This window comes from Litchfieldella qijiaojingensis (assembly GCF_014651875.1).
Lineage (GTDB): Bacteria > Pseudomonadota > Gammaproteobacteria > Pseudomonadales > Halomonadaceae > Litchfieldella > Litchfieldella qijiaojingensis.
Map to the genome: position 1 here is coordinate 62,527 of NZ_BMXS01000021.1, position 18,293 is coordinate 80,819.

18 protein-coding genes are annotated in these 18,293 nt (G+C 60.7%); 14 read left to right on the forward strand and 4 right to left on the reverse strand.

Translation table 11 applies throughout. The annotated features are described in order from the left end of the window. Position 1 precedes the first annotated feature (1 nt). Genes fkpB through IE093_RS17305 form a run of 5 tightly spaced genes read left to right on the forward strand, consistent with a single transcriptional unit; the run spans position 2 to position 2,843 of the window. Positions 2-448 carry an FKBP-type peptidyl-prolyl cis-trans isomerase gene (gene fkpB / locus IE093_RS17285; RefSeq protein ID WP_189471363.1) on the forward strand — a complete coding sequence of 149 codons (447 nt, stop codon included), beginning with the start codon at positions 2-4 and terminating at the stop codon, positions 446-448. Between the two features lie 26 nt (positions 449-474). Beyond that, on the forward strand, positions 475-1,428 hold the full coding sequence (gene ispH / locus IE093_RS17290; RefSeq protein ID WP_189471365.1) for a 4-hydroxy-3-methylbut-2-enyl diphosphate reductase: 954 nt from the start codon (positions 475-477) through the stop codon (positions 1,426-1,428). A gap of 44 nt (positions 1,429-1,472) precedes the next feature. Continuing rightward, complete coding sequence (locus IE093_RS17295; protein WP_308427212.1) at positions 1,473-1,871, forward strand: type IV pilin protein; 399 nt, start codon at positions 1,473-1,475, stop codon at positions 1,869-1,871. After that, positions 1,858-2,277: a type IV pilus modification protein PilV gene (pilV, locus tag IE093_RS17300; protein WP_189471367.1), complete on the forward strand. Its 420-nt coding sequence runs from the start codon at positions 1,858-1,860 to the stop codon at positions 2,275-2,277. Before IE093_RS17295 ends, pilV begins: the two co-directional genes overlap by 14 nt. After that, positions 2,277-2,843, forward strand: coding sequence for a PilW family protein (locus IE093_RS17305; RefSeq protein WP_189471369.1), 567 nt, complete (start codon positions 2,277-2,279; stop codon positions 2,841-2,843). The genes pilV and IE093_RS17305 overlap by 1 nt, the downstream gene beginning before the upstream one ends. Before the next feature lie 20 nt (positions 2,844-2,863). Here IE093_RS17305 and IE093_RS17310 read toward each other — a convergent pair whose 3' ends face one another. Further along, entirely contained in the window at positions 2,864-3,352 is a 489-nt protein-coding gene (locus IE093_RS17310) for a GspH/FimT family pseudopilin (RefSeq protein WP_189471371.1), read from the reverse strand. Positions 3,353-3,514: 162 nt separating this feature from the next. On the opposite strand from IE093_RS17310, the gene thiO reads away from it, so the two are divergent. Then, entirely contained in the window at positions 3,515-4,615 is a 1,101-nt protein-coding gene (gene thiO / locus IE093_RS17315; protein WP_189471373.1) for a glycine oxidase ThiO, read from the forward strand. Between the two features lie 6 nt (positions 4,616-4,621). Here thiO and IE093_RS17320 read toward each other — a convergent pair whose 3' ends face one another. Then, entirely contained in the window at positions 4,622-4,888 is a 267-nt protein-coding gene (locus IE093_RS17320) for a PP0621 family protein (RefSeq protein WP_189471375.1), read from the reverse strand. A gap of 98 nt (positions 4,889-4,986) precedes the next feature. On the opposite strand from IE093_RS17320, the gene IE093_RS17325 reads away from it, so the two are divergent. Continuing rightward, entirely contained in the window at positions 4,987-6,618 is a 1,632-nt protein-coding gene (locus tag IE093_RS17325) for an NAD+ synthase (RefSeq protein ID WP_189471377.1), read from the forward strand. A gap of 105 nt (positions 6,619-6,723) precedes the next feature. Here IE093_RS17325 and IE093_RS17330 read toward each other — a convergent pair whose 3' ends face one another. Then, entirely contained in the window at positions 6,724-7,542 is an 819-nt protein-coding gene (locus IE093_RS17330; RefSeq protein ID WP_189471405.1) for an outer membrane protein assembly factor BamD, read from the reverse strand. 168 nt (positions 7,543-7,710) lie between these two features. On the opposite strand from IE093_RS17330, the gene rluD reads away from it, so the two are divergent. From rluD to ilvN, 5 genes are all read left to right on the forward strand, one after another. Continuing rightward, positions 7,711-8,670, forward strand: a complete 960-nt coding sequence (gene rluD / locus IE093_RS17335) for a 23S rRNA pseudouridine(1911/1915/1917) synthase RluD (RefSeq protein ID WP_189471379.1) — start codon at positions 7,711-7,713, stop codon at positions 8,668-8,670. After that, complete coding sequence (gene pgeF / locus IE093_RS17340; protein ID WP_229803687.1) at positions 8,667-9,437, forward strand: peptidoglycan editing factor PgeF; 771 nt, start codon at positions 8,667-8,669, stop codon at positions 9,435-9,437. The genes rluD and pgeF overlap by 4 nt, the downstream gene beginning before the upstream one ends. A 285-nt stretch (positions 9,438-9,722) precedes the next feature. Then, entirely contained in the window at positions 9,723-12,323 is a 2,601-nt protein-coding gene (gene clpB / locus IE093_RS17345) for an ATP-dependent chaperone ClpB (protein WP_189471381.1), read from the forward strand. Between the two features lie 459 nt (positions 12,324-12,782). Further along, entirely contained in the window at positions 12,783-14,507 is a 1,725-nt protein-coding gene (locus IE093_RS17350; RefSeq protein ID WP_189471383.1) for an acetolactate synthase 3 large subunit, read from the forward strand. After that, positions 14,507-14,998 (forward strand): acetolactate synthase small subunit, encoded by a 492-nt coding sequence (gene ilvN, locus IE093_RS17355; RefSeq protein ID WP_189471386.1) that lies wholly within the window; start codon positions 14,507-14,509, stop codon positions 14,996-14,998. The genes IE093_RS17350 and ilvN overlap by 1 nt, the downstream gene beginning before the upstream one ends. Before the next feature lie 73 nt (positions 14,999-15,071). Here the strand turns inward: ilvN and ilvY are convergent, their stop codons facing one another. Further along, positions 15,072-15,950 carry an HTH-type transcriptional activator IlvY gene (gene ilvY, locus IE093_RS17360; RefSeq protein WP_189471389.1) on the reverse strand — a complete coding sequence of 293 codons (879 nt, stop codon included), beginning with the start codon at positions 15,948-15,950 and terminating at the stop codon, positions 15,072-15,074. Positions 15,951-16,127: 177 nt separating this feature from the next. Here ilvY and ilvC point away from each other — a divergent pair, with 177 nt between their 5' ends. Together ilvC and pssA are read left to right on the forward strand one after the other, a co-directional pair. After that, positions 16,128-17,144, forward strand: a complete 1,017-nt coding sequence (gene ilvC, locus IE093_RS17365; protein ID WP_189471391.1) for a ketol-acid reductoisomerase — start codon at positions 16,128-16,130, stop codon at positions 17,142-17,144. A gap of 149 nt (positions 17,145-17,293) precedes the next feature. After that, entirely contained in the window at positions 17,294-18,130 is an 837-nt protein-coding gene (gene pssA / locus IE093_RS17370; RefSeq protein ID WP_189471393.1) for a CDP-diacylglycerol--serine O-phosphatidyltransferase, read from the forward strand. Positions 18,131-18,293: the final 163 nt, after the last annotated feature.

Consider the following 18,293-nt stretch of genomic DNA (forward strand, 5'->3'; position numbering starts at 1 on the left):
GATGAGCGATTACCGTATCGGTGAAGGCATGGAAGTCACCCTGCACTTCACCCTCAAACTCGAGGACGGCACCGTGGTCGATTCCACTCGAGACAAGGCGCCGGCTACGTTTCAGGTCGGCGACGGCAACCTGCCACCGGGTTTCGAGTCCCCAATCGAAGGACTGACCGATGGTGATACCGGTTGCTACGAGATTCCTCCAGAGCGTGCTTTCGGGCAGCATAATCCGCAGAATGTGCAACTGCTCAAGCGCGAGGACTTCGAGGATATCGAGCTGGAGGTGGGCACGGTAATGTCGTTCGCCGACCCCTCTGGTGGAGAGCTTCCCGGAGTGATCGCCAATGTCGAGGGCGACCGGGTGGAAGTCGACTTCAATCATCCGCTCGCTGGGCGTACCCTGACCTTCGAAGTGGAAGTCATCAGCGTTCGTCCCGCAACCACGCATTGAGCCTTTAACGGGCAAGCGAGGCAAACATGCAGATCAAGCTGGCCAATCCCCGCGGCTTCTGTGCTGGCGTCGATCGCGCCATCGAGATCGTCAATCGTGCCCTGGATGTGTTCGGCCCGCCGATTTATGTGCGTCACGAGGTCGTGCACAATCGCTTCGTGGTCGACACGCTGCGCAATCGTGGCGCGATCTTCGTCGAGGAGCTGCATGAAGTGCCCGACGACACTATCGTGATCTTCTCCGCTCACGGCGTTTCCCGTGCAGTGCAGGAAGAGGCCGAGCGACGCGGGCTGCGTGTGTTCGACGCCACCTGCCCACTGGTCACCAAAGTGCACATGGAGGTCCTGCGCTACGCCAGGCGTGGCGAGGAGTGCATCTTGATCGGCCATCAGGGGCACCCGGAAGTGGAAGGCACCATGGGGCGCTACGACACCTCGCATGGCGGTGCCATTTATCTGGTGGAGGACGAAGCCGATGTGGCGGCACTCGAGGTCAAGGATCCGGGCCGGTTGGCCTTCGTCACCCAGACCACGCTGTCGATGGACGACACCGCGCGGGTGATCGATGCCTTGCGCGCCAGATTCCCCGAGATCCAGGGGCCACGCAAGGACGATATCTGCTATGCCACCCAGAACCGTCAGGACGCTGTACGCGGGCTGGCCGCGGAGTGCGATCTGGTGCTGGTGGTGGGTAGCCCCAACAGTTCCAACTCCAACCGTTTGCGAGAACTCGCCGAGCGGGTCGGCACTCCAGCTTATCTGGTCGATGACGCCAGTCAGATCGACGCATCCTGGCTCAAAGGCATCGGCACCATCGGCATCACCGCAGGCGCCAGCGCCCCGGAAGTGTTGGTCGAGGGCGTGATCGAACGGCTACGTTCGCTGGGTGCCGATGCGCCGGAAGAGCGAGTCGGTCGCGAGGAGACCATTACCTTCTCCATGCCCCGTGAGTTGCGGGAACAGGTGATCGTCAGCGAATAGATATCGACAAGAACCTGCTTCGACTCCACGGGAGAGGCCTCGACGTGGCGAGACCCGCAAGGCTGACGCAGTCATCAGGCTTTACACTGATCGAGTTGATGATAGCCGTCGTGGTGATCGCCATACTCGCCTCCATCGCTTATCCCCATTATACCGACCATGTCGAGCGGGCTCGGCGTGTCGATGGGCAGTCCATGTTGATGCAAGTCGCCAGCCGACTGGAGCGTTGCTACACGGCGAGCAGCTCCTATGAGGGGTGTGTTCCAGGTCTCGATTCAAGCGGTATGGCGTCCGAGAGCGGGCATTACACCGTGACCGCTACCACGTTGACTTCCACTACCTTCGCCTTATCGGCTATTCCCCAGGAAGGGCAGGCGGGAGATCGCTGTGGCAGCCTGAGCCTGAATCACAGAGGGGAGCGGGCCCCCGATGACTGCTGGTAGCGCAACGCGGTCCCAGGGGTTCACCTTGGTCGAGGCCTTGATCGCCCTGCTGGTTCTGTCGTTTGGCCTTCTGGGAGCCGCAGCAATGCAGCTCAAGGCGATACAGGGGGCTCATGTTTCGTATCAGCGCTCATTGGCTACCGTCATCGCTTCGGATGCCAATGAGCGATTGTGGGTTGAACTTGGTGTTATGAACGGCACCTGTCCCAGTGCCGGCGGTGTACAGAGCCGGTGGCTGGCCCATTGGGGCAATGTCCTGCCTGGCTTGAGAGGAAGCACCATCACGACAAGGAAACCGGGCGGTTGCGAGTACCTGATCACCGTGACCTGGGATGACGATCGCTTCGAAGCCGAAGGAGATATCTCGACCCTGACCTATCTCGTACATTTGCCCGGGGAGTCCTGATGGACAACGGGCGATATGCCAAAACGCTGGCCAGCGCACAACGGGGCTTGACCTTGATCGAGTTGATGGTTGCGCTGGTGATCGGCTTGTTCGTCACGCTAGGCGCGTTTCAGCTCTTCATTAGCGGAAAACGCTCGTTCGATCGAGTCGAGGCACTGGCGGAGCGACAGGAAACGCTGCGCTTTCTTGTCGATACCCTTTCCCTGGATATTCGTACGGCGGACCGTGATGGCATGACCATCAGTGGGGATGACGACATCTTGACCCTGACATATACGGGTACACGGAAGGAAGATCCCCATTGTTCCATGGGCGAAGCGCTGACCCGGGTCGAGTATGCCTTCGAAGAAGCGACGGCAACCGTCAAGGTGGGGTATGACTGTGATAACCATCCGAAAGGGACTCAGCCATTGGTATCCGGTGTGGAAAAAATCATATTTCCGGCAGGAGGCGGCGGGTTGAGCTTTGTCGATGTCGATATTCGCTTTCCCGCGATTGGCGGGGAGGACGAGATGCAGCGCACCATCAGGTTCAGGGTGGCAAACCGAAACGCTGTCATCCAATGAGCGTATCGCGAGGAGGCCCCTCAGCACTCGCCTTTGCCTGCTGTACGTACCCTCCCCAGGTTGCTCATCACCACCTGAGCCGCCTGGCCGTGGTTTCCGCAGATATTGAAGGTCCCGTTATATCCTCGCGGCCAGCCAGTCGCCGGGAAACGAATGACAGAGGAGCCATTGCGAAAGGTGATGGTGGCTACCTCGCTAGCGGGCAGGACTTTCAGGATGGGCTCGTCGGCACCTCGCGAACCGCCATCGGCACGGCCTTGGATGATCATCAGCGGTGCCGTCCAGTCGCTTAGACATGCCTCCTGGTCGCGGCTGGGGCAGACACTGATGTCGGTTCGGCGCGTCACCGCGGTATTCTTCGTCTGGGCCAGGGCCGTCTTGATACGCAGGACTTCCGTGGCGACCTGGTGACGGGCGGTGAAGGCTTGAAGGCTCGGGATTGCCCAGCCTGCCATCAGGATTGTCACCGCGATCACCACCAGTAGCTCGATCAGCGTGAATCCCTTCACCTGATGGTCTAAGTGACAAGTGGACCAGCAAAAGTGGTGCTCCGGCCTGTTATGCTGGCGATGAGATCGCATGCTGCCCTCCCTGGCAGGGGTGCTGGAGGCTCCAGTATAAACGGGTCCGCTGCAAGCCAAACCGCAACATTGTGTGAGAGATTGTCCGTCGTGAGTGATTTTCTGATCGTGGGGGGTGGGGTCATCGGTATGATGACGGCACTGCAACTGGCCGATGCCGGCCATGAGGTGACGTTGCTCGAACGTGGCGACTGTGGACGCGAGGCCTCATGGGCGGGAGGTGGCATCGTCTCGCCGCTGTATCCTTGGCGATATAGTGCGCCCATCTCGAATTTGTCACGCTGGTCGGAGGGGTATTATCCCGAGCTGTCCTTGCGCTTGCTGGAAGAGACTGGCATCGATCCGGAATACTGCCAAAAAGGACTTCTCTATCTGCGAGTCGAAGATGAAGCCGAAGCATTGGCGTGGGCGCGTGTGGTGGGCAAGCCGCTCGAACGGGTCGACAGTGACTTCCTCTACGCCAAGGAACCCAATGCCGCACCTGGCTGCGACGGGGCATTGTGGATGCCGACCCTGGGCAGCATTCGCAATCCACGCCTGGTCAAAGCATTGCGTGCACGTTTGTCGGCCATGTCCCGGGTATCCCTGAAAGAAGGTGTCGAGGTGATTGGGCTGCGCCGCCAAGAGGAACGTATCGCGGCGGTGGAGACCGCCATTGGCGAGTTTGCAGTACCCGAGGCAAACGGGCAGGTGATCATATGTGGTGGGGCGTGGGCAGCGCAGTTGGTGGAGAGTATCGGCATACGCCTACCGGTACGTCCGGTCAAGGGACAGATGATCCTGTTCAAGGCGCCACCGGGGTTGGTGAGCCGGGTGGTGCTGATGGACGGACGCTACGTGATTCCCCGTGGAGACGGGCGGGTGCTGGCCGGTTCGACCCTGGAAGAGGTCGGCTTCGACAAGACGCCAACCATGGAGGCGTGCGATTCGCTTTGGCACAGTGCCACGCGAATCGTCCCCGCTCTGGCCGATTGCGAGATCGAGCATCATTGGGCAGGACTGCGGCCCGGGTCGCCGGACGGGATACCTTTCATTGGCCGGCTGCCGGGGTTTGACAACCTGCATGTCAACGCTGGGCATTACCGCAACGGGCTAGTGTTGGCGCCGGCCTCGACCCGGCTGCTGGTCGACCAGTTGCTGGGCCGCGAGCCGATCGTCGACCCCGCGCCGTATCGACCCTTGAGATGTTGAAAGGGGTCAGCCCTGCTCTTTCCGTTCTTCCAGGTACTTGTCGCGGTGAGCGCTCGAGCAGAACCATTCGCCGTGCTCGCGCAAGGCATCGCTTTCCGGGAGGTGGACGTTGCAGTAGGTACAGCGCACCATGTGACCTCCTTCGTTGTGGGTAGCGTCTTTTTCGAGCCATTCCTCGCGCTCGAGCTTCCACTCGCGGTACATGCGATAGAGCTTGAGGCCGGCGAAGAACAGCACGGCGAAGATGATCAGGCGAATGATCAAAAGATTCATCCTTATGTGACTCCCTGATAGGGTCGCTCGCTTTTGCCTGCGAGGCGACCATGCGGGACAATAGAGATATCCAAGAGTTTCGAGAGATTTCCACGCCCATGCAAGACTTGACGCTGGTGATGGCCCAACTCGATCCCCTGGTCGGCGATATTCCCGGAAATGCCGACCTGGCCATCGAGACGGTACGCGAAGCGCGCATCGAGCACGGTGCCGACATTGTGGTGTTGCCCGAGCTGTTTCTGACCGGCTATCCACCGGAAGACCTGCTGCTGCGACCCTCGATGGAGACGCGCCTGCGCGATGCTCGCGCGAAAATGGCCGAAAAGATCGACCGCGACGTGCTGGTAGTCGTCGGCTACCCCGGGCGCCGTGAAGGCAAGACCTACAACCTGGCTGGGCTGCTCTACAACGGTGAGTGGCAGGCGGAGTACGCCAAGCAGGCGCTGCCCAACTATCTGGTCTTCGACGAGCAGCGCTATTTCGAACCGGGGCGGGAGACGCTGGTATTTACGTACAAGGGCGCGCGCCTCGGCATCCTGATCTGTGAAGATATCTGGGAGGAGGAGCCGGCGCGTGCCGCTCGCGAGGCAGGGGCCGATATCCTGATCACCCTCAATGCTTCACCCTATCATCAGGACAAGCCGAGCGAGCGCTTGCGGCTGCTGGCCGAGCGTGCGGAGCAGGTGCGCCGCCCGCTGGTTTATGTCAACCAGATCGGTGGGCAGGACGAGTTGGTCTTCGACGGCGGTTCCGCGGTAGTCAACGCCAAGGGACGGCTCAAGGTGCAGGCTCCTTACTGGCAAGTGGGGCTGATGCCGATACAGTTCGTCAAGACCAAGTCGGGGTGGGAGCCTCGAGAGGGGGAGGTCGAGCCCGAGCTTGCTCCCGAGGAAAGCCTGTATTGCGCGTTGGTTACCGGGCTGCGTGATTATGTCAACAAGAGCGGTTTCAAGGGCGTGGTTCTGGGTCTCTCCGGTGGCATCGACTCGGCGCTGTCGCTGGCTATCGCCGTGGACGCGTTGGGAGCGCAACGCGTTCAAGCAGTGATGATGCCCTATCACTACACTTCGGAAATTTCCAAGGAGGATGCCGCCGCGCAAGCCAAGATGCTCGGTGTGCATTACGAGGTGCTGCCGATAGCCTCGATCGTCGAGGCCTTCAGCGAGACGCTGGCGGAGTCCTTTGCAGGCACCGTGCCCGATACCACCGAGGAGAACCTTCAGTCGCGAGTACGGGGTACCCTGCTGATGGCAATCTCCAACAAGAAGGGGCTGATGGTATTGACCACCGGCAACAAGAGCGAAATGGCGGTGGGCTATGCCACCCTCTATGGCGACATGGTTGGCGGTTACAATGCCTTGAAGGACGTCTACAAGACATGGGTCTATCGTCTGGCCAAGTGGCGTAATGTCCAGGAGCCGGCGATCCCGGAGCGAGTGATCGAGCGCCCGCCCTCAGCCGAATTGGCGGAGGGGCAGCAGGACAGCGACTCGCTGCCCGGCTACGATACCCTGGACGCCATCCTGTCGCGCTATATCGAAGGCGACATGAGCGCTGAAGCGATCATTGACGCTGGATTCAAGCGCGAAGATGTCTATCAGGTGGTCAAGTTGGTCGATCGTTGCGAGTACAAGCGGCGTCAGGCACCAGTGGGGGTGCGTGTCACGCCACGCGGGTTCGGCCGCGACCGGCGCTACCCGATCGTCAACGGCTGGCAGCCGGGGGAGTAGGCGCTGCGCGCCAGTAACGGGCTACGAGCGGCGAGCGGTTGTTGCTTGTGCTGCCTTGATGGGAGAGCCTCCTATCCGTAGCCCGTAGCCCGTAGCCCGTAGCCCTTACACCGACAATGGCTCGGCGTCGACGTGCAGGGGGCGGAAGGTCCGTCCGCGCAGGCGTTCATTGCCGGGGTCGTTCTCGATCAGAACAGTGAGCACTTCACGTGCTCGGTCGCGCATTTCGAGCCCCATATAGCCTTCCACCATTACCGCTAGAGCATCGCGGGTAGCCGATGACTCTGGATAATGCTCGATCACCCAGCGGCCGCGTTCCACGGCTGCCAGGTAGGCACCTTTGCGCAGGTAGAAATCCGCAACATGCAATTCGTGCTCGGCCAACACATTGCGCAGGTAGACGATACGCTGACGGGCATCGGGGGCGTATTCGCTATCAGGGAAGCGCTGCACTAGTTCGCGGAAGTCGGTATAGGCGTCGCGGGAGGCACCCAGATCACGCTTGGAGATATCGATCAGGCGTAGACGTTCGAGGCTGAAGCGGCCGGCCTGGAAGGCTGCCAAGCCACGCATGTAGTAAGCATAATCGACCTGGGGATGGTCGGGGTTCAGGCGAATGAAGCGGCTGGCGGCGGCACGTGCGGCTTCCCAGTTATCCACCTGATAATAGGCGTAGATCAGCTCGAGCTGAGCTTGCTCGGCATGATCGCCAAAGGGGTAGCGCGTATCGAGTGCTTCGAGCCGGTCGACCGCATTGCTGTAGTTCCCGCTATCCAGCGCTGAGCGAGCCTGCTCGTAGAGTTCGTTCTCCGAGAGCTGAGGAACATCGCTATCGTTGTCGGTGCCGGTGCTGGCACAGCCGGCCAGCAAAGCAACAGCGAGAGCGATGGCACCCAACCGAGTACCGCTAGTGAAAACGCGCATCATGATCCTCGTATCAACCAGCCCGGGCGGTCATGGTAGAATCGACCGCATTAGGCTCACAATAAAGCCTTCACTATAAAGTACTGTCGAGCGCCATGAAATACGGTGCCGTATGTGGACTCGACTCTGGCAAGCCTCTCGATCCCAGGCACAGGCGCAACTCTTCCTATGACCGACACCCTTCATCGCAGCGAACGCGTTCCCGAGGCCATGGCTGGCCAGCGCCTGGATCAGGCGGCATCCGCAATCTTCTCCGATTTTTCCCGCGAGCGGCTGAAGGCCTGGATCAAGCAAGGAGCCCTGACGCTCGACGGTGGCCAGGCTCGTCCCAAGGATAAGGTCTATGGTGGTGAGCATCTCGAGCTACATGCTGAACTCGAGGAGGACAACCGTTTCGAGCCTCAGGACATTGCCTTGAATATCCTCTTCGAGGACGACGAGGTGCTGGTGATCGACAAACCAGCCGGCCTGGTGGTGCATCCGGCGGCGGGTAATCCGGATGGCACCTTATTGAACGCCTTGCTGCATCATTGCCCGGAGCTTGCCAGTGTGCCGCGGGCCGGCATCGTGCATCGCCTGGACAAGGACACTACCGGTCTGATGGTGGTAGCCAAGACACTGACCACTCAGGCCTCTCTGGTCGAACAGATGCAGGCGCGCACAGTGGCGCGGGAGTATGATGCCGTGGTGACCGGCGTGATGACCTCGGGAGGCACGGTGGATGCACCGATCGGTCGCCATCCCAAGGACCGCAAGCGCCAGGCGGTGACAGCAACAGGCAAGCCGGCCGTGACCCACTATCGAGTGGTCGAGCGCTTCCGCAGTCATACCCATGTGCGTTGTCGGCTCGAGACGGGTCGCACTCACCAGATCCGCGTGCATCTGGCGTATCGGCGCTTTCCGCTGGTCGGCGACAGTGTCTATGGTGGCCGTCTCAAGCTGCCTCCCGCAGCCAACGAGGGGCTCAAGGAGCTCCTGCGTACCTTTCCACGCCAGGCCCTGCATGCCCGCAAGCTAGCGTTCGTGCATCCGACCAGTGGGCGGGAAATGTCGTTCCGAGCCGAGTTGCCCGACGATTTGCTAATGCTGCTGGACTACCTGCGTGACGATCATGAGAGCATGCGATGATGGATACTTTCGCCGACTCACGGCACCACCTCCACCCAACCTTGATTCTGCCCGACTGGCCGGCACCCACCACGGTGGGGGCCTTCGTGACCACGCGCGAAACCGGTCCCAGTCAGGGGGAGTTCGCTGCCTTCAATACCGCCACGCATGTGGGAGACGATGCCCAAAGCGTCGCGCGTTGTCGTGAGCTTTTGCGTGCTCAGTTGGACGACGACCGGCCGTTGCTTTGGCTTGACCAAGTGCATGGCGCCAAGGTCCAGCAAGAGTATTCCCCGGATCTTCCTGAGGCCGACGCAGCGGTAGCCTTCGACAAGCGTTATGCCTGCGTCGTCCAGACAGCGGACTGTCTGCCGGTCTTTTTCTGTGACCGTTTGGGGACGCGAGTGGCTCTGGCGCATGCCGGCTGGCGCAGCCTGGCCGGTGGGGTTCTGGAAGCCAGTGTGGCGGCGCTCGGTGTCGAACCCGAGCAACTTTTGGTATGGCTGGGGCCGGCAATCTCCAACGCCCAGTTCGAAGTCGGCCCCGAGGTGCGCGATGCCTTCGTCGCTGTGCAGCCGGACGCCGCCAGTGCCTTCGAGCCGAGCCCCTACCGCTTGGGCCACTTCATGGCCGATCTATACCGCCTGGCGCGTCTTCGCCTTGAGCGTCTGGGTGTTTCGCACATCAGCGGAGGGCATTTCTGCACCGCCTGCGAATCGCGCTTCTATTCCCATCGCCGTGATGACGGCAGGACCGGGCGCATGGCCAGCGTGATCTGGCTGCGATAAGAAGGAAGTACCGCCGCTGCGCGGCTGGAAGAAGGAAGGACGAAGACCGGCGCTGCGCGCCTTGAAGAATGAAGAAAATACCGGATACTTCTTGTCTTCCCTCTTCCCTCTTCCCTCTTCCCTCTTCCCTCTTCCCTCTTCCCCTTGATCCACATCAACCCCGCATGACTTTCCCGGGCCGCCGACTTGAAAGCGGTCCAACATACCTCCATTGATAGTGTCAAGTTGCAATCACAGGGCCAAGCGGCGCGTCCGACCGCGCCGTCACCCCATGGAGGACTTTGAATGCGATTCGATAAATTCACTGGCAAGCTGCAGAATGCTGTAGCCGACGCCCAGTCGCTGGCAGTGGGGCGCGGGCATAATCAGCTTGACCCTGGCCACCTGCTGATGGCGCTGCTGGATGCCACCGATAGTGGTATCAAGGGGCTGGTGCAGAAGGCCGGTGGCGACACCGGCAAGCTGCGCAGCGGGCTGGTTCAGTATCTGGATAATTTGCCCGAGGTTGGCCAGTTCACCGGCGAAGTGCAGCCGTCGCGTGATTTCGTACGGCTGTTCAACCTGGCCGACCGCGAAGCCCAGAAGCGTGGCGACCAGTTCATCGCCAGCGAGTTGGTGCTGCTGGTCGCGCTGGATATGGGGCATGCCGTGACCAAGGTGTTGACCCAGGCCGGCCTGACCCGTAAAGCGGTCGAGGCTGCCATCGACAGCTTGCGCGGCGGACAGTCCGTCGACGACGCCAACGCCGAGGAGAATCGCGAGGCGCTGGATAAATACACTCTGGATCTCACCGCGCGTGCCGCCGAGGGCAAGCTCGATCCGGTGATCGGCCGCGACGACGAGATTCGCCGTACCATTCAGGTGCTGCAGCGGCGCACCAAGAACAATCCGGTATTGATCGGCGAACCCGGCGTGGGCAAGACCGCCATCGTCGAGGGGCTGGCCAATCGCATCGTCGATGGCGAGGTGCCCGAGGGGCTCAAGGACAAGCGCGTGCTTGCGCTGGACATGGGCGCCTTACTGGCCGGTGCCAAGTATCGGGGCGAATTCGAGGAGCGCCTGAAGGCAGTGCTCAACGAACTGGCCCAGGAAGAGGGGCGGGTGATCCTGTTCATCGACGAGCTGCACACCATGGTTGGTGCAGGCAAGGCCGAGGGTGCCATGGACGCGGGCAATATGTTGAAGCCCGCCTTGGCACGTGGCGAGTTGCACTGCGTGGGGGCCACCACGCTCGATGAGTACCGCAAGCACATCGAGAAGGATGCCGCACTCGAGCGTCGCTTCCAGAAGGTGCTGGTCGACGAACCCTCCGAAGAGGACACCATTGCCATCCTGCGTGGCCTCAAGGAACGTTATGAAGTCCATCACCGGCTTACCATCACCGATTCGGCGATCATCGCCGCGGCCAAGCTGTCGGCGCGTTACATCACCGATCGTCAACTGCCCGACAAGGCCATCGACCTGATCGACGAAGCTTCGTCGCGCATTCGCATGGAGCTCGATTCCATGCCTGAGGAGATGGATCGTCTCGATCGCCGTCTGATCCAGCTCAAGATGGAGCGTGAGCAGCTCAAGAAGGAGACCGACGAGGCCTCCAAAAAGCGACTCGAGACTTTGGAGGCGCAGATCGATGAGCTGTCTCGTGAATACGCCGACCTGGAAGAGGTCTGGAAGGCCGAGAAGGCTAGCATCGAAGGCGCGGCCCAGTACAAGGCCGAGCTCGACAAGGCGCGCGTCGAACTTGACGCCGCCAAGCGCCAGGGCGACTTGGGCCGGATGTCCGAGTTGCAGTATGGGGTGATTCCTGAGCTCGAACGCAAGATCAAGGAAGCCGAAGAGGGCGAAGCGGCGCAAGCCAGCGAGCACAAGCTGTTGCGTTCCAGTGTTACCGAGGAAGAAGTTGCCGAGGTGGTGTCGCGCTGGACTGGCATCCCGGTGGCCAAGATGCTCGAGGGCGAACGCGACAAGCTGCTGCGCATGGAAGAGGCGCTGCACGCGCGCGTCATCGGCCAGGACGAGGCGGTCACCGCTGTGGCCAATGCCGTGCGCCGTTCCCGGGCGGGATTGGCCGATCCCAATCGTCCCAACGGTTCCTTCCTGTTCCTCGGTCCCACTGGGGTGGGCAAGACCGAGCTGTGCAAGGCGTTGGCCAGCTTCCTGTTCGATACCGAGGAGGCCATGGTACGCATCGACATGTCCGAGTTCATGGAGAAGCACTCCGTGGCGCGACTGATTGGCGCGCCGCCGGGCTATGTCGGCTATGAGGAAGGTGGCTACCTGACTGAGGCAGTGCGTCGCAAGCCCTATTCGGTGCTGCTGCTAGACGAGGTCGAGAAAGCCCATCACGACGTCTTCAACATCCTGTTGCAGGTGCTGGAGGATGGCCGCCTCACTGATGGCCAGGGACGTACCGTCGACTTCCGCAACACCGTGATCGTGATGACCTCCAACATGGGCTCGGACATCATCCAGCGCATGGGAAGCAGCGACAACGGTGATGTCGATAAGAATTATGCCGAAATGAAGGAAATGGTGATGGCGGTGGTTGCCGATCACTTCCGCCCCGAGTTGATCAACCGCATTGACGAGGTGGTGGTGTTTCACGCCTTGGGGCAGGAGCAGATCCAAGCCATCGCCGAGATTCAGCTCGACCGTCTTCGCGACCGGCTCGCCGAGCACGATCTCAAGCTGGAGGTCAGCAGCGACGCCTTGGCCCAACTCGCCGTGGTGGGTTTCGACCCGGTATATGGTGCCCGACCGCTCAAGCGCGCGATCCAGAGCCGGATCGAGAACCCTCTGGCCCAGGACCTGCTGGCCGGAAAGTTCGTGCCGGGCGATACCATCAAGGTGAAGACCGACGACGGTCGTCTGGTGTTCAGCAAGTAACTCTCTCAACCGGTCGCGTCCACGACCCCTCGGCCCGCTTCTCTTCTTGAGAGGCGGGCATTTTTGCCTATCCCCGGCGTTTTTCCTTGCCGATTGGTCGTGTTTGGGCTACCCGACGCTGTTTCACGGTTGACAGTCTCGCGGCGCTATTGGAATCTTGACGGTTCCTGATTACGGGCGCGGACGTTAACGGGCAATCCCCTATCACCGCGCGAAGGGTAGGCCTCATGGCCTCTACCCGCCGAAGGACATTCCGGGTTTGGGCTAACCGCCTGGCCTGGCCAACGCCCCCGACGCGGCAAACCGCCGTGATGAGAGTGCAGGCCCCAACCGGGCCTAAGGACGCCAGGGTTTGGCATCAGGTGCCGGCATTGACCGGCAGCGGCATACCGCCGCACTCGAACGCCGTAGCGCTATCGCGCACGGCATGGCACTCGAGACCTCCAGGGGAGAGACACAGTGGAACTGCTTTCCGGCGCCGATATGATCGCCCGCTTCCTTCAGGACGAGGGCGTCGAATACATCTACGGTTATCCCGGTGGAGCGGCGTTGCATATCTACGACGCCCTGTTCCGTCAGGATAAGGTCAAGCACATTCTGGTGCGACACGAACAGGCCGCCACTCACGCCGCCGATGGCTATGCCCGTGCATCGGGCAAGCCGGGCGTGGTGTTGGTCACCTCCGGCCCCGGCGCAACCAACGCCGTGACCGGTATTGCCACCGCCTACATGGACTCGATTCCGATGGTGGTGTTGTGCGGTCAGGTGATGAGCCACCTGATCGGCGACGATGCCTTCCAGGAGACCGATATCATCGGCGTGACTCGCCCGATCGTGAAGCACAGCTTCTCGATACGGCATCCCTCCGAGATTCCCGAAGTTCTCAAGAAGGCCTTCTACCTGGCCTCGACCGGGCGGCCTGGCCCAGTAGTGGTGGACATACCCAAGGACATGACCGCTCCCACCGAGCGCTACGAGTATGTCTATCCGAAGAAGGTCAAGCTGCGCTCCTACAACCCGGTCACCCGTGGTCATACCGGCCAGATCAAGAAAGCCGTCGAGCTGATGCTCAAGGCCAAGCGCCCAGTGTTTTACACCGGCGGCGGTGTGGTCACCGGCAATGCCAGCGAGGCGCTGACCGACTTGGTGCAGCGGCTAGGCTTCCCGATAACCACCACCTTGATGGGGATCGGTTCCTACCCGCAGGGAGACCGTCAGTGCCTGGGCTGGCTGGGCATGCATGGCTCCTACGAGTCGAACATGGTCATGCACCACTCTGACCTGGTCATTGCCATCGGGGCGCGTTTCGATGACCGGGTGACCAACAACACCTCCAAATTCTGCCCCACGGCCAAGATCATCCACGTCGATATCGATCCTAGTTCGGTGTCGAAGACGGTACGTGCCGATGTGCCCATCGTCGGGCCGGCCCAGGGCGTTATCAACGAAATGATCAGCCTGGTGCAGGGCAAGGAGATTGCTCATCCCGAGGCACTTGCCGAATGGTGGGAGAAGATCGACGGTTGGCGCGAGGAGCGACACGGCAAGCTCTACGAGCCATCGCAGCCGGGCGAACAACTCAAGCCGCAGGAGGTGATCGAGGCACTGTACAAGGCTACTCGCGGCGAGGCGTTCATCACCACCGATGTGGGGCAGCACCAGATGTTCGCCGCACAGTACTACAAGTTCGCCAAGCCCAATCGCTTCATCACCTCCGGCGGGCTGGGAACCATGGGCTTCGGCTTCCCGGCGGCCATGGGCATCAAGCTCAACTATCCGGATGACCAGGTGATCTGCGTGACCGGCGAGGGCAGTTTCCAGATGATGATGCAGGAACTGTCGACCTGTAAGCAGTACGGGGTCGGCGTCAAGATCGTCAATCTCAACAATGCCTCGCTGGGCATGGTGCGCCAGTGGCAAGACCTCAACTACAAGTCCCGTCACGCGCATTCCTACATGGAGTCGCTCCCCGACTTCCAGAAACTGATCGAGTCGTATGGCTTCACCGCCCTGCGGGTGGAGACGAAGGAAGAGCTCGAGTCGGCCTTGGAACGGACCTTTGCCGACAAGGACGAGCTAGTGTTCCTCGATGTCTATGTCGACCCGCGCGAACACGTGTACCCGATGCAGGTGCCCCTGGGCTCCATGCGTGACATGCTGCTTTCGAAGACGGAGCGGACCTGATGCGCCATATCATCTCGATCCTGATGGAAAACGAACCCGGCGCCCTGTCCCGCGTGGTGGGGCTCTTTGCCCAGCGTAACTACAACATCGAGACGCTCAACGTGGCGCCCACCGATGATCCTACGCTGTCCCGCCTGACGGTGACCACCATCGGTGACGACCGCGTGATCGAGCAGATCACCAAGCATCTCAACAAGCTGATCGACGTGGTCAAGCTGGTCGACCTGACCGAAGGCAATCACATCGAGCGCGAACTGATGCTGGTCAAGGTCAAGGCCCTGGGCGCGGCTCGCGACGAGGTCAAGCGCACCGCGGATATCTTCCGTGCGCAGATCGTTGACGTGACGCCGAGCCTGTATACGGTGCAGATCACCGGCGATGCCGGAAAGCTGGATGCCTTCCTGCAGGCGATGGCCCCGGTAGGAGTCCTAGAAGTTGCGCGCACCGGCGTCTCGGGGATTGCCCGCGGCGACAAGGTGCTGAGCTTGTAGCCGTCGGCAACCGGCCGCCAGTCGTCAAGCCGCTCTTCGGAGCGGCTTTTTACTATCCGGGAGCTACTTGGATTTACACCTCTGCCCATAAGGCGCTGATCAGCGGGCTCTTCAAGCGCCGCTGTGCCACGCATAAGCCTACATCGTAATGTGGCAGCTCCGGCTTGACCGGAAGTATGCGAATCCGGTCGACCAGCGGGCTATTGTCGAGCACGATCCTTGGCACTATGCCGACGCCAAACCCTAGGCCCACCATGCTGACGATGGCCTCGTTGCCAGCCACCTGAGCATAGATCTGCGGTGCGATACCCAGCGCCTTGAACCAGGTGTTGCTATGCTCGCGGGCTAGCCCCGATTCCGAAAGGATCATCGGAACCTGCCGCCACTGTTCGGGGCTCGGGATCTCTGGGTTAGCGGGAATCCAGGGGGCTCCATCGCGTGGGGCGATGAACACCAGTGGCGAGGTCGTCATCGGCTTGAAAGCCAGAGACTCGGGCAGCGTGCGTGGGCGCGGAGTGATCGCCATGTCTTCTTCGCCGGCCAATACGCGTGCCATGGACTCGGCGGGGTCGCCGGTATGCAACTTGATCTCGATGCGAGGATGGCGTGCGCGAAAGTCGCTCAGCAGTTCGTAGAGGAAGCTGTAACTGGCGGTGACCGAGCAGTAAATACTGATCTCGCCGGACAACTCTTGGGTTTCCTCCATCAGCGTATGCCGGATCAGTTCCCATTGTTCCAGTGCTTCACGCGCGTATTGCTGAAACAACCGACCTTGCCGGGTCAAGGCGACGTGGCGATTGTCGCGCTCGAACAGCGCCACGCCTAGACTGTCTTCGAGCTGGCGAATGCTACGGCTCAGGGTCGACGGGCTGACATGGCAGGCATCGCTGGCACGCCCGAAGTGCAGTGTCTCGGTAAGGCTCAGGAAATGTTGCAGGGGGCGCAGGTCCATGGTGGCTATATTTCATTTTTCGGTTCGTGATGTTGCAAATATAGCGTTTTACGCAATGCGTTGTCCTGCCGTATCTTGTCCGCATCGGCACCAAATACTCCAAGCGCCGCGATAGACGGCGTGGGTTGCCATCAACGCTGACACCGTTTTCCACATCACTCGAATCAGGAGATCATCATGCGTGTTTACTACGATAAGGATTGCGATCTGTCGCTGATCCAGAGCAAGAAGGTCGCCATCGTCGGCTATGGCTCCCAAGGCCATGCCCATGCCAACAACCTCAAGGAATCTGGCGTCGATGTCACCGTCGCCCTGCGTCAGGGATCTTCTTCCGCGGCCAAGGCGGAAGGAGCCGGGCTCAAGGTCGCTACCGTGCCGGAAGCTTGCAAGAGCGCCGACGTGGTGATGGTCCTGGCGCCGGACGAGAACCAGAAAGCCATCTACGAGCAGGAAGTCGAGCCCAACCTCAAAGAGGGCGCCACCCTGGCCTTCGCTCACGGCTTCAACATCCACTACAACCAGGTCGAGCCGCGCCCCGACCTGGACGTGATCATGATCGCGCCCAAGGCCCCGGGCCATACCGTGCGCTCTGAATTCGTCAAGGGTGGTGGTATTCCCGACCTGATCGCCATCCACCAGGATGCCACTGGTTCCGCCAAGGAGCTGGCGCTGTCCTATGCCGCCGCGATCGGCGGTGGACGCAGCGGCATCATCGAAACCACCTTCAAGGACGAGACCGAAACCGATCTGTTTGGTGAGCAGACCGTCCTGTGTGGTGGTGCTGTGGAACTGGTCAAGGCTGGGTTCGAAACGCTGGTTGAGGCTGGCTATGCGCCGGAGATGGCCTATTTCGAGTGTCTGCACGAGCTCAAGCTGATCGTCGACTTGATGTACGAAGGCGGTATCGCCAACATGAACTACTCCATTTCCAACAATGCGGAGTATGGCGAGTACGTCACCGGCCAGGAAGTTATCAACGAGCAGTCGCGTGAAGCCATGCGCAATGCTCTGAAGCGTATCCAGACCGGTGAGTACGCCAAGATGTTCATCAATGAAGGCAACACCAACTATCCGTCGATGACCGCTCGCCGCCGCCTGAATGCCGAGCACCAGATCGAGCAGGTAGGTGCCAAGCTGCGCGCCATGATGCCTTGGATCGCGGCCAACCAACTGGTCGACAAGTCCAAGAACTGAATGGACTGACTAGCTGATGACAAGGAAGGGCGCGGATTTCCGCGCCCTTCTTGCATGGGGATTGGCCGATATTCGCTATTGTTGATGGACTGAGGGTGTAGAATCACAAGGGCGCCTTGGGCGCCTTGTATGGCAACGGAACGAGACTCATGAGCCAAGAGCCTAGTAACACCGAGCATGAAAAGGCCGAACATGCCGACGATGATATTGCCTCCACTTTCGTGCGTGAGACGGAAGTCGTCGAAGAAGCGGTGGAAGACGGCAAGAAGGTGCGGCGCAGGGGGATCTATCTGCTGCCCAACCTGTTCACGACCTCGGCGCTGTTCTCGGGCTTCTTCGCTGTGGTTGCCGGCATCAATGGCGACTTCACCGCGGCCGCTGTCGCCATCTTCATTGCCATGATTCTGGATGGTCTGGATGGTCGCGTGGCGCGTCTGACCAATACCCAGAGCGCCTTCGGCGCCGAATACGACAGCCTCTCCGACATGCTCTCCTTCGGGGTGGCGCCAGGACTGGTGGCCTTTACCTGGATTCTGCAGGATATCGGCAAGACCGGTTGGGTCGTGGCATTCCTCTATGTGGCTTGTGCCGCCTTGCGATTGGCCCGTTTCAATGTGCAGCTCGGCAGTGTCGACAAGAAGTGGTTCATCGGCTTGCCAAGCCCCTCGGCGGCGGCCCTGGTGGCGGCCAGCGTGTGGACATTCCACAGCTTCGACGCCGACGCCTTCGGCTTCAAGTTGCTGATGCTGCTGCTTGTGGCGGCTGCCGGTGTGCTGATGGTCAGCAATATCCGCTATTACAGCTTCAAGGACATCGACCTCAAGGGGCCGGTCCCCTTCGTGGTTCTGCTGGCGATCGTACTCGGCTTCGTCGTTATTTCGGTCGAGCCCTCAGTGATGCTGCTGCTGCTGTTCGGAGCCTATGTGGCGTCCGGTCCAGTGATGGCGTTGATGCGCAAGATGAGGCGGTCACCCGGCAAGGAATGAATTTTTTCTCCGTAGGGCTTGTCAGCGGGCCCTGGGATCCGTAAAGTACGCATCCGCTGCCGGCGACGGGCAAACGTTGCGGGCGGTGGTGAGTGGCCGAAGTGGCTGTTTTCGTTGGGCTTTTTCGGATCGTTTGGGCGATTCGGGGTTGCACGGAAGCGGC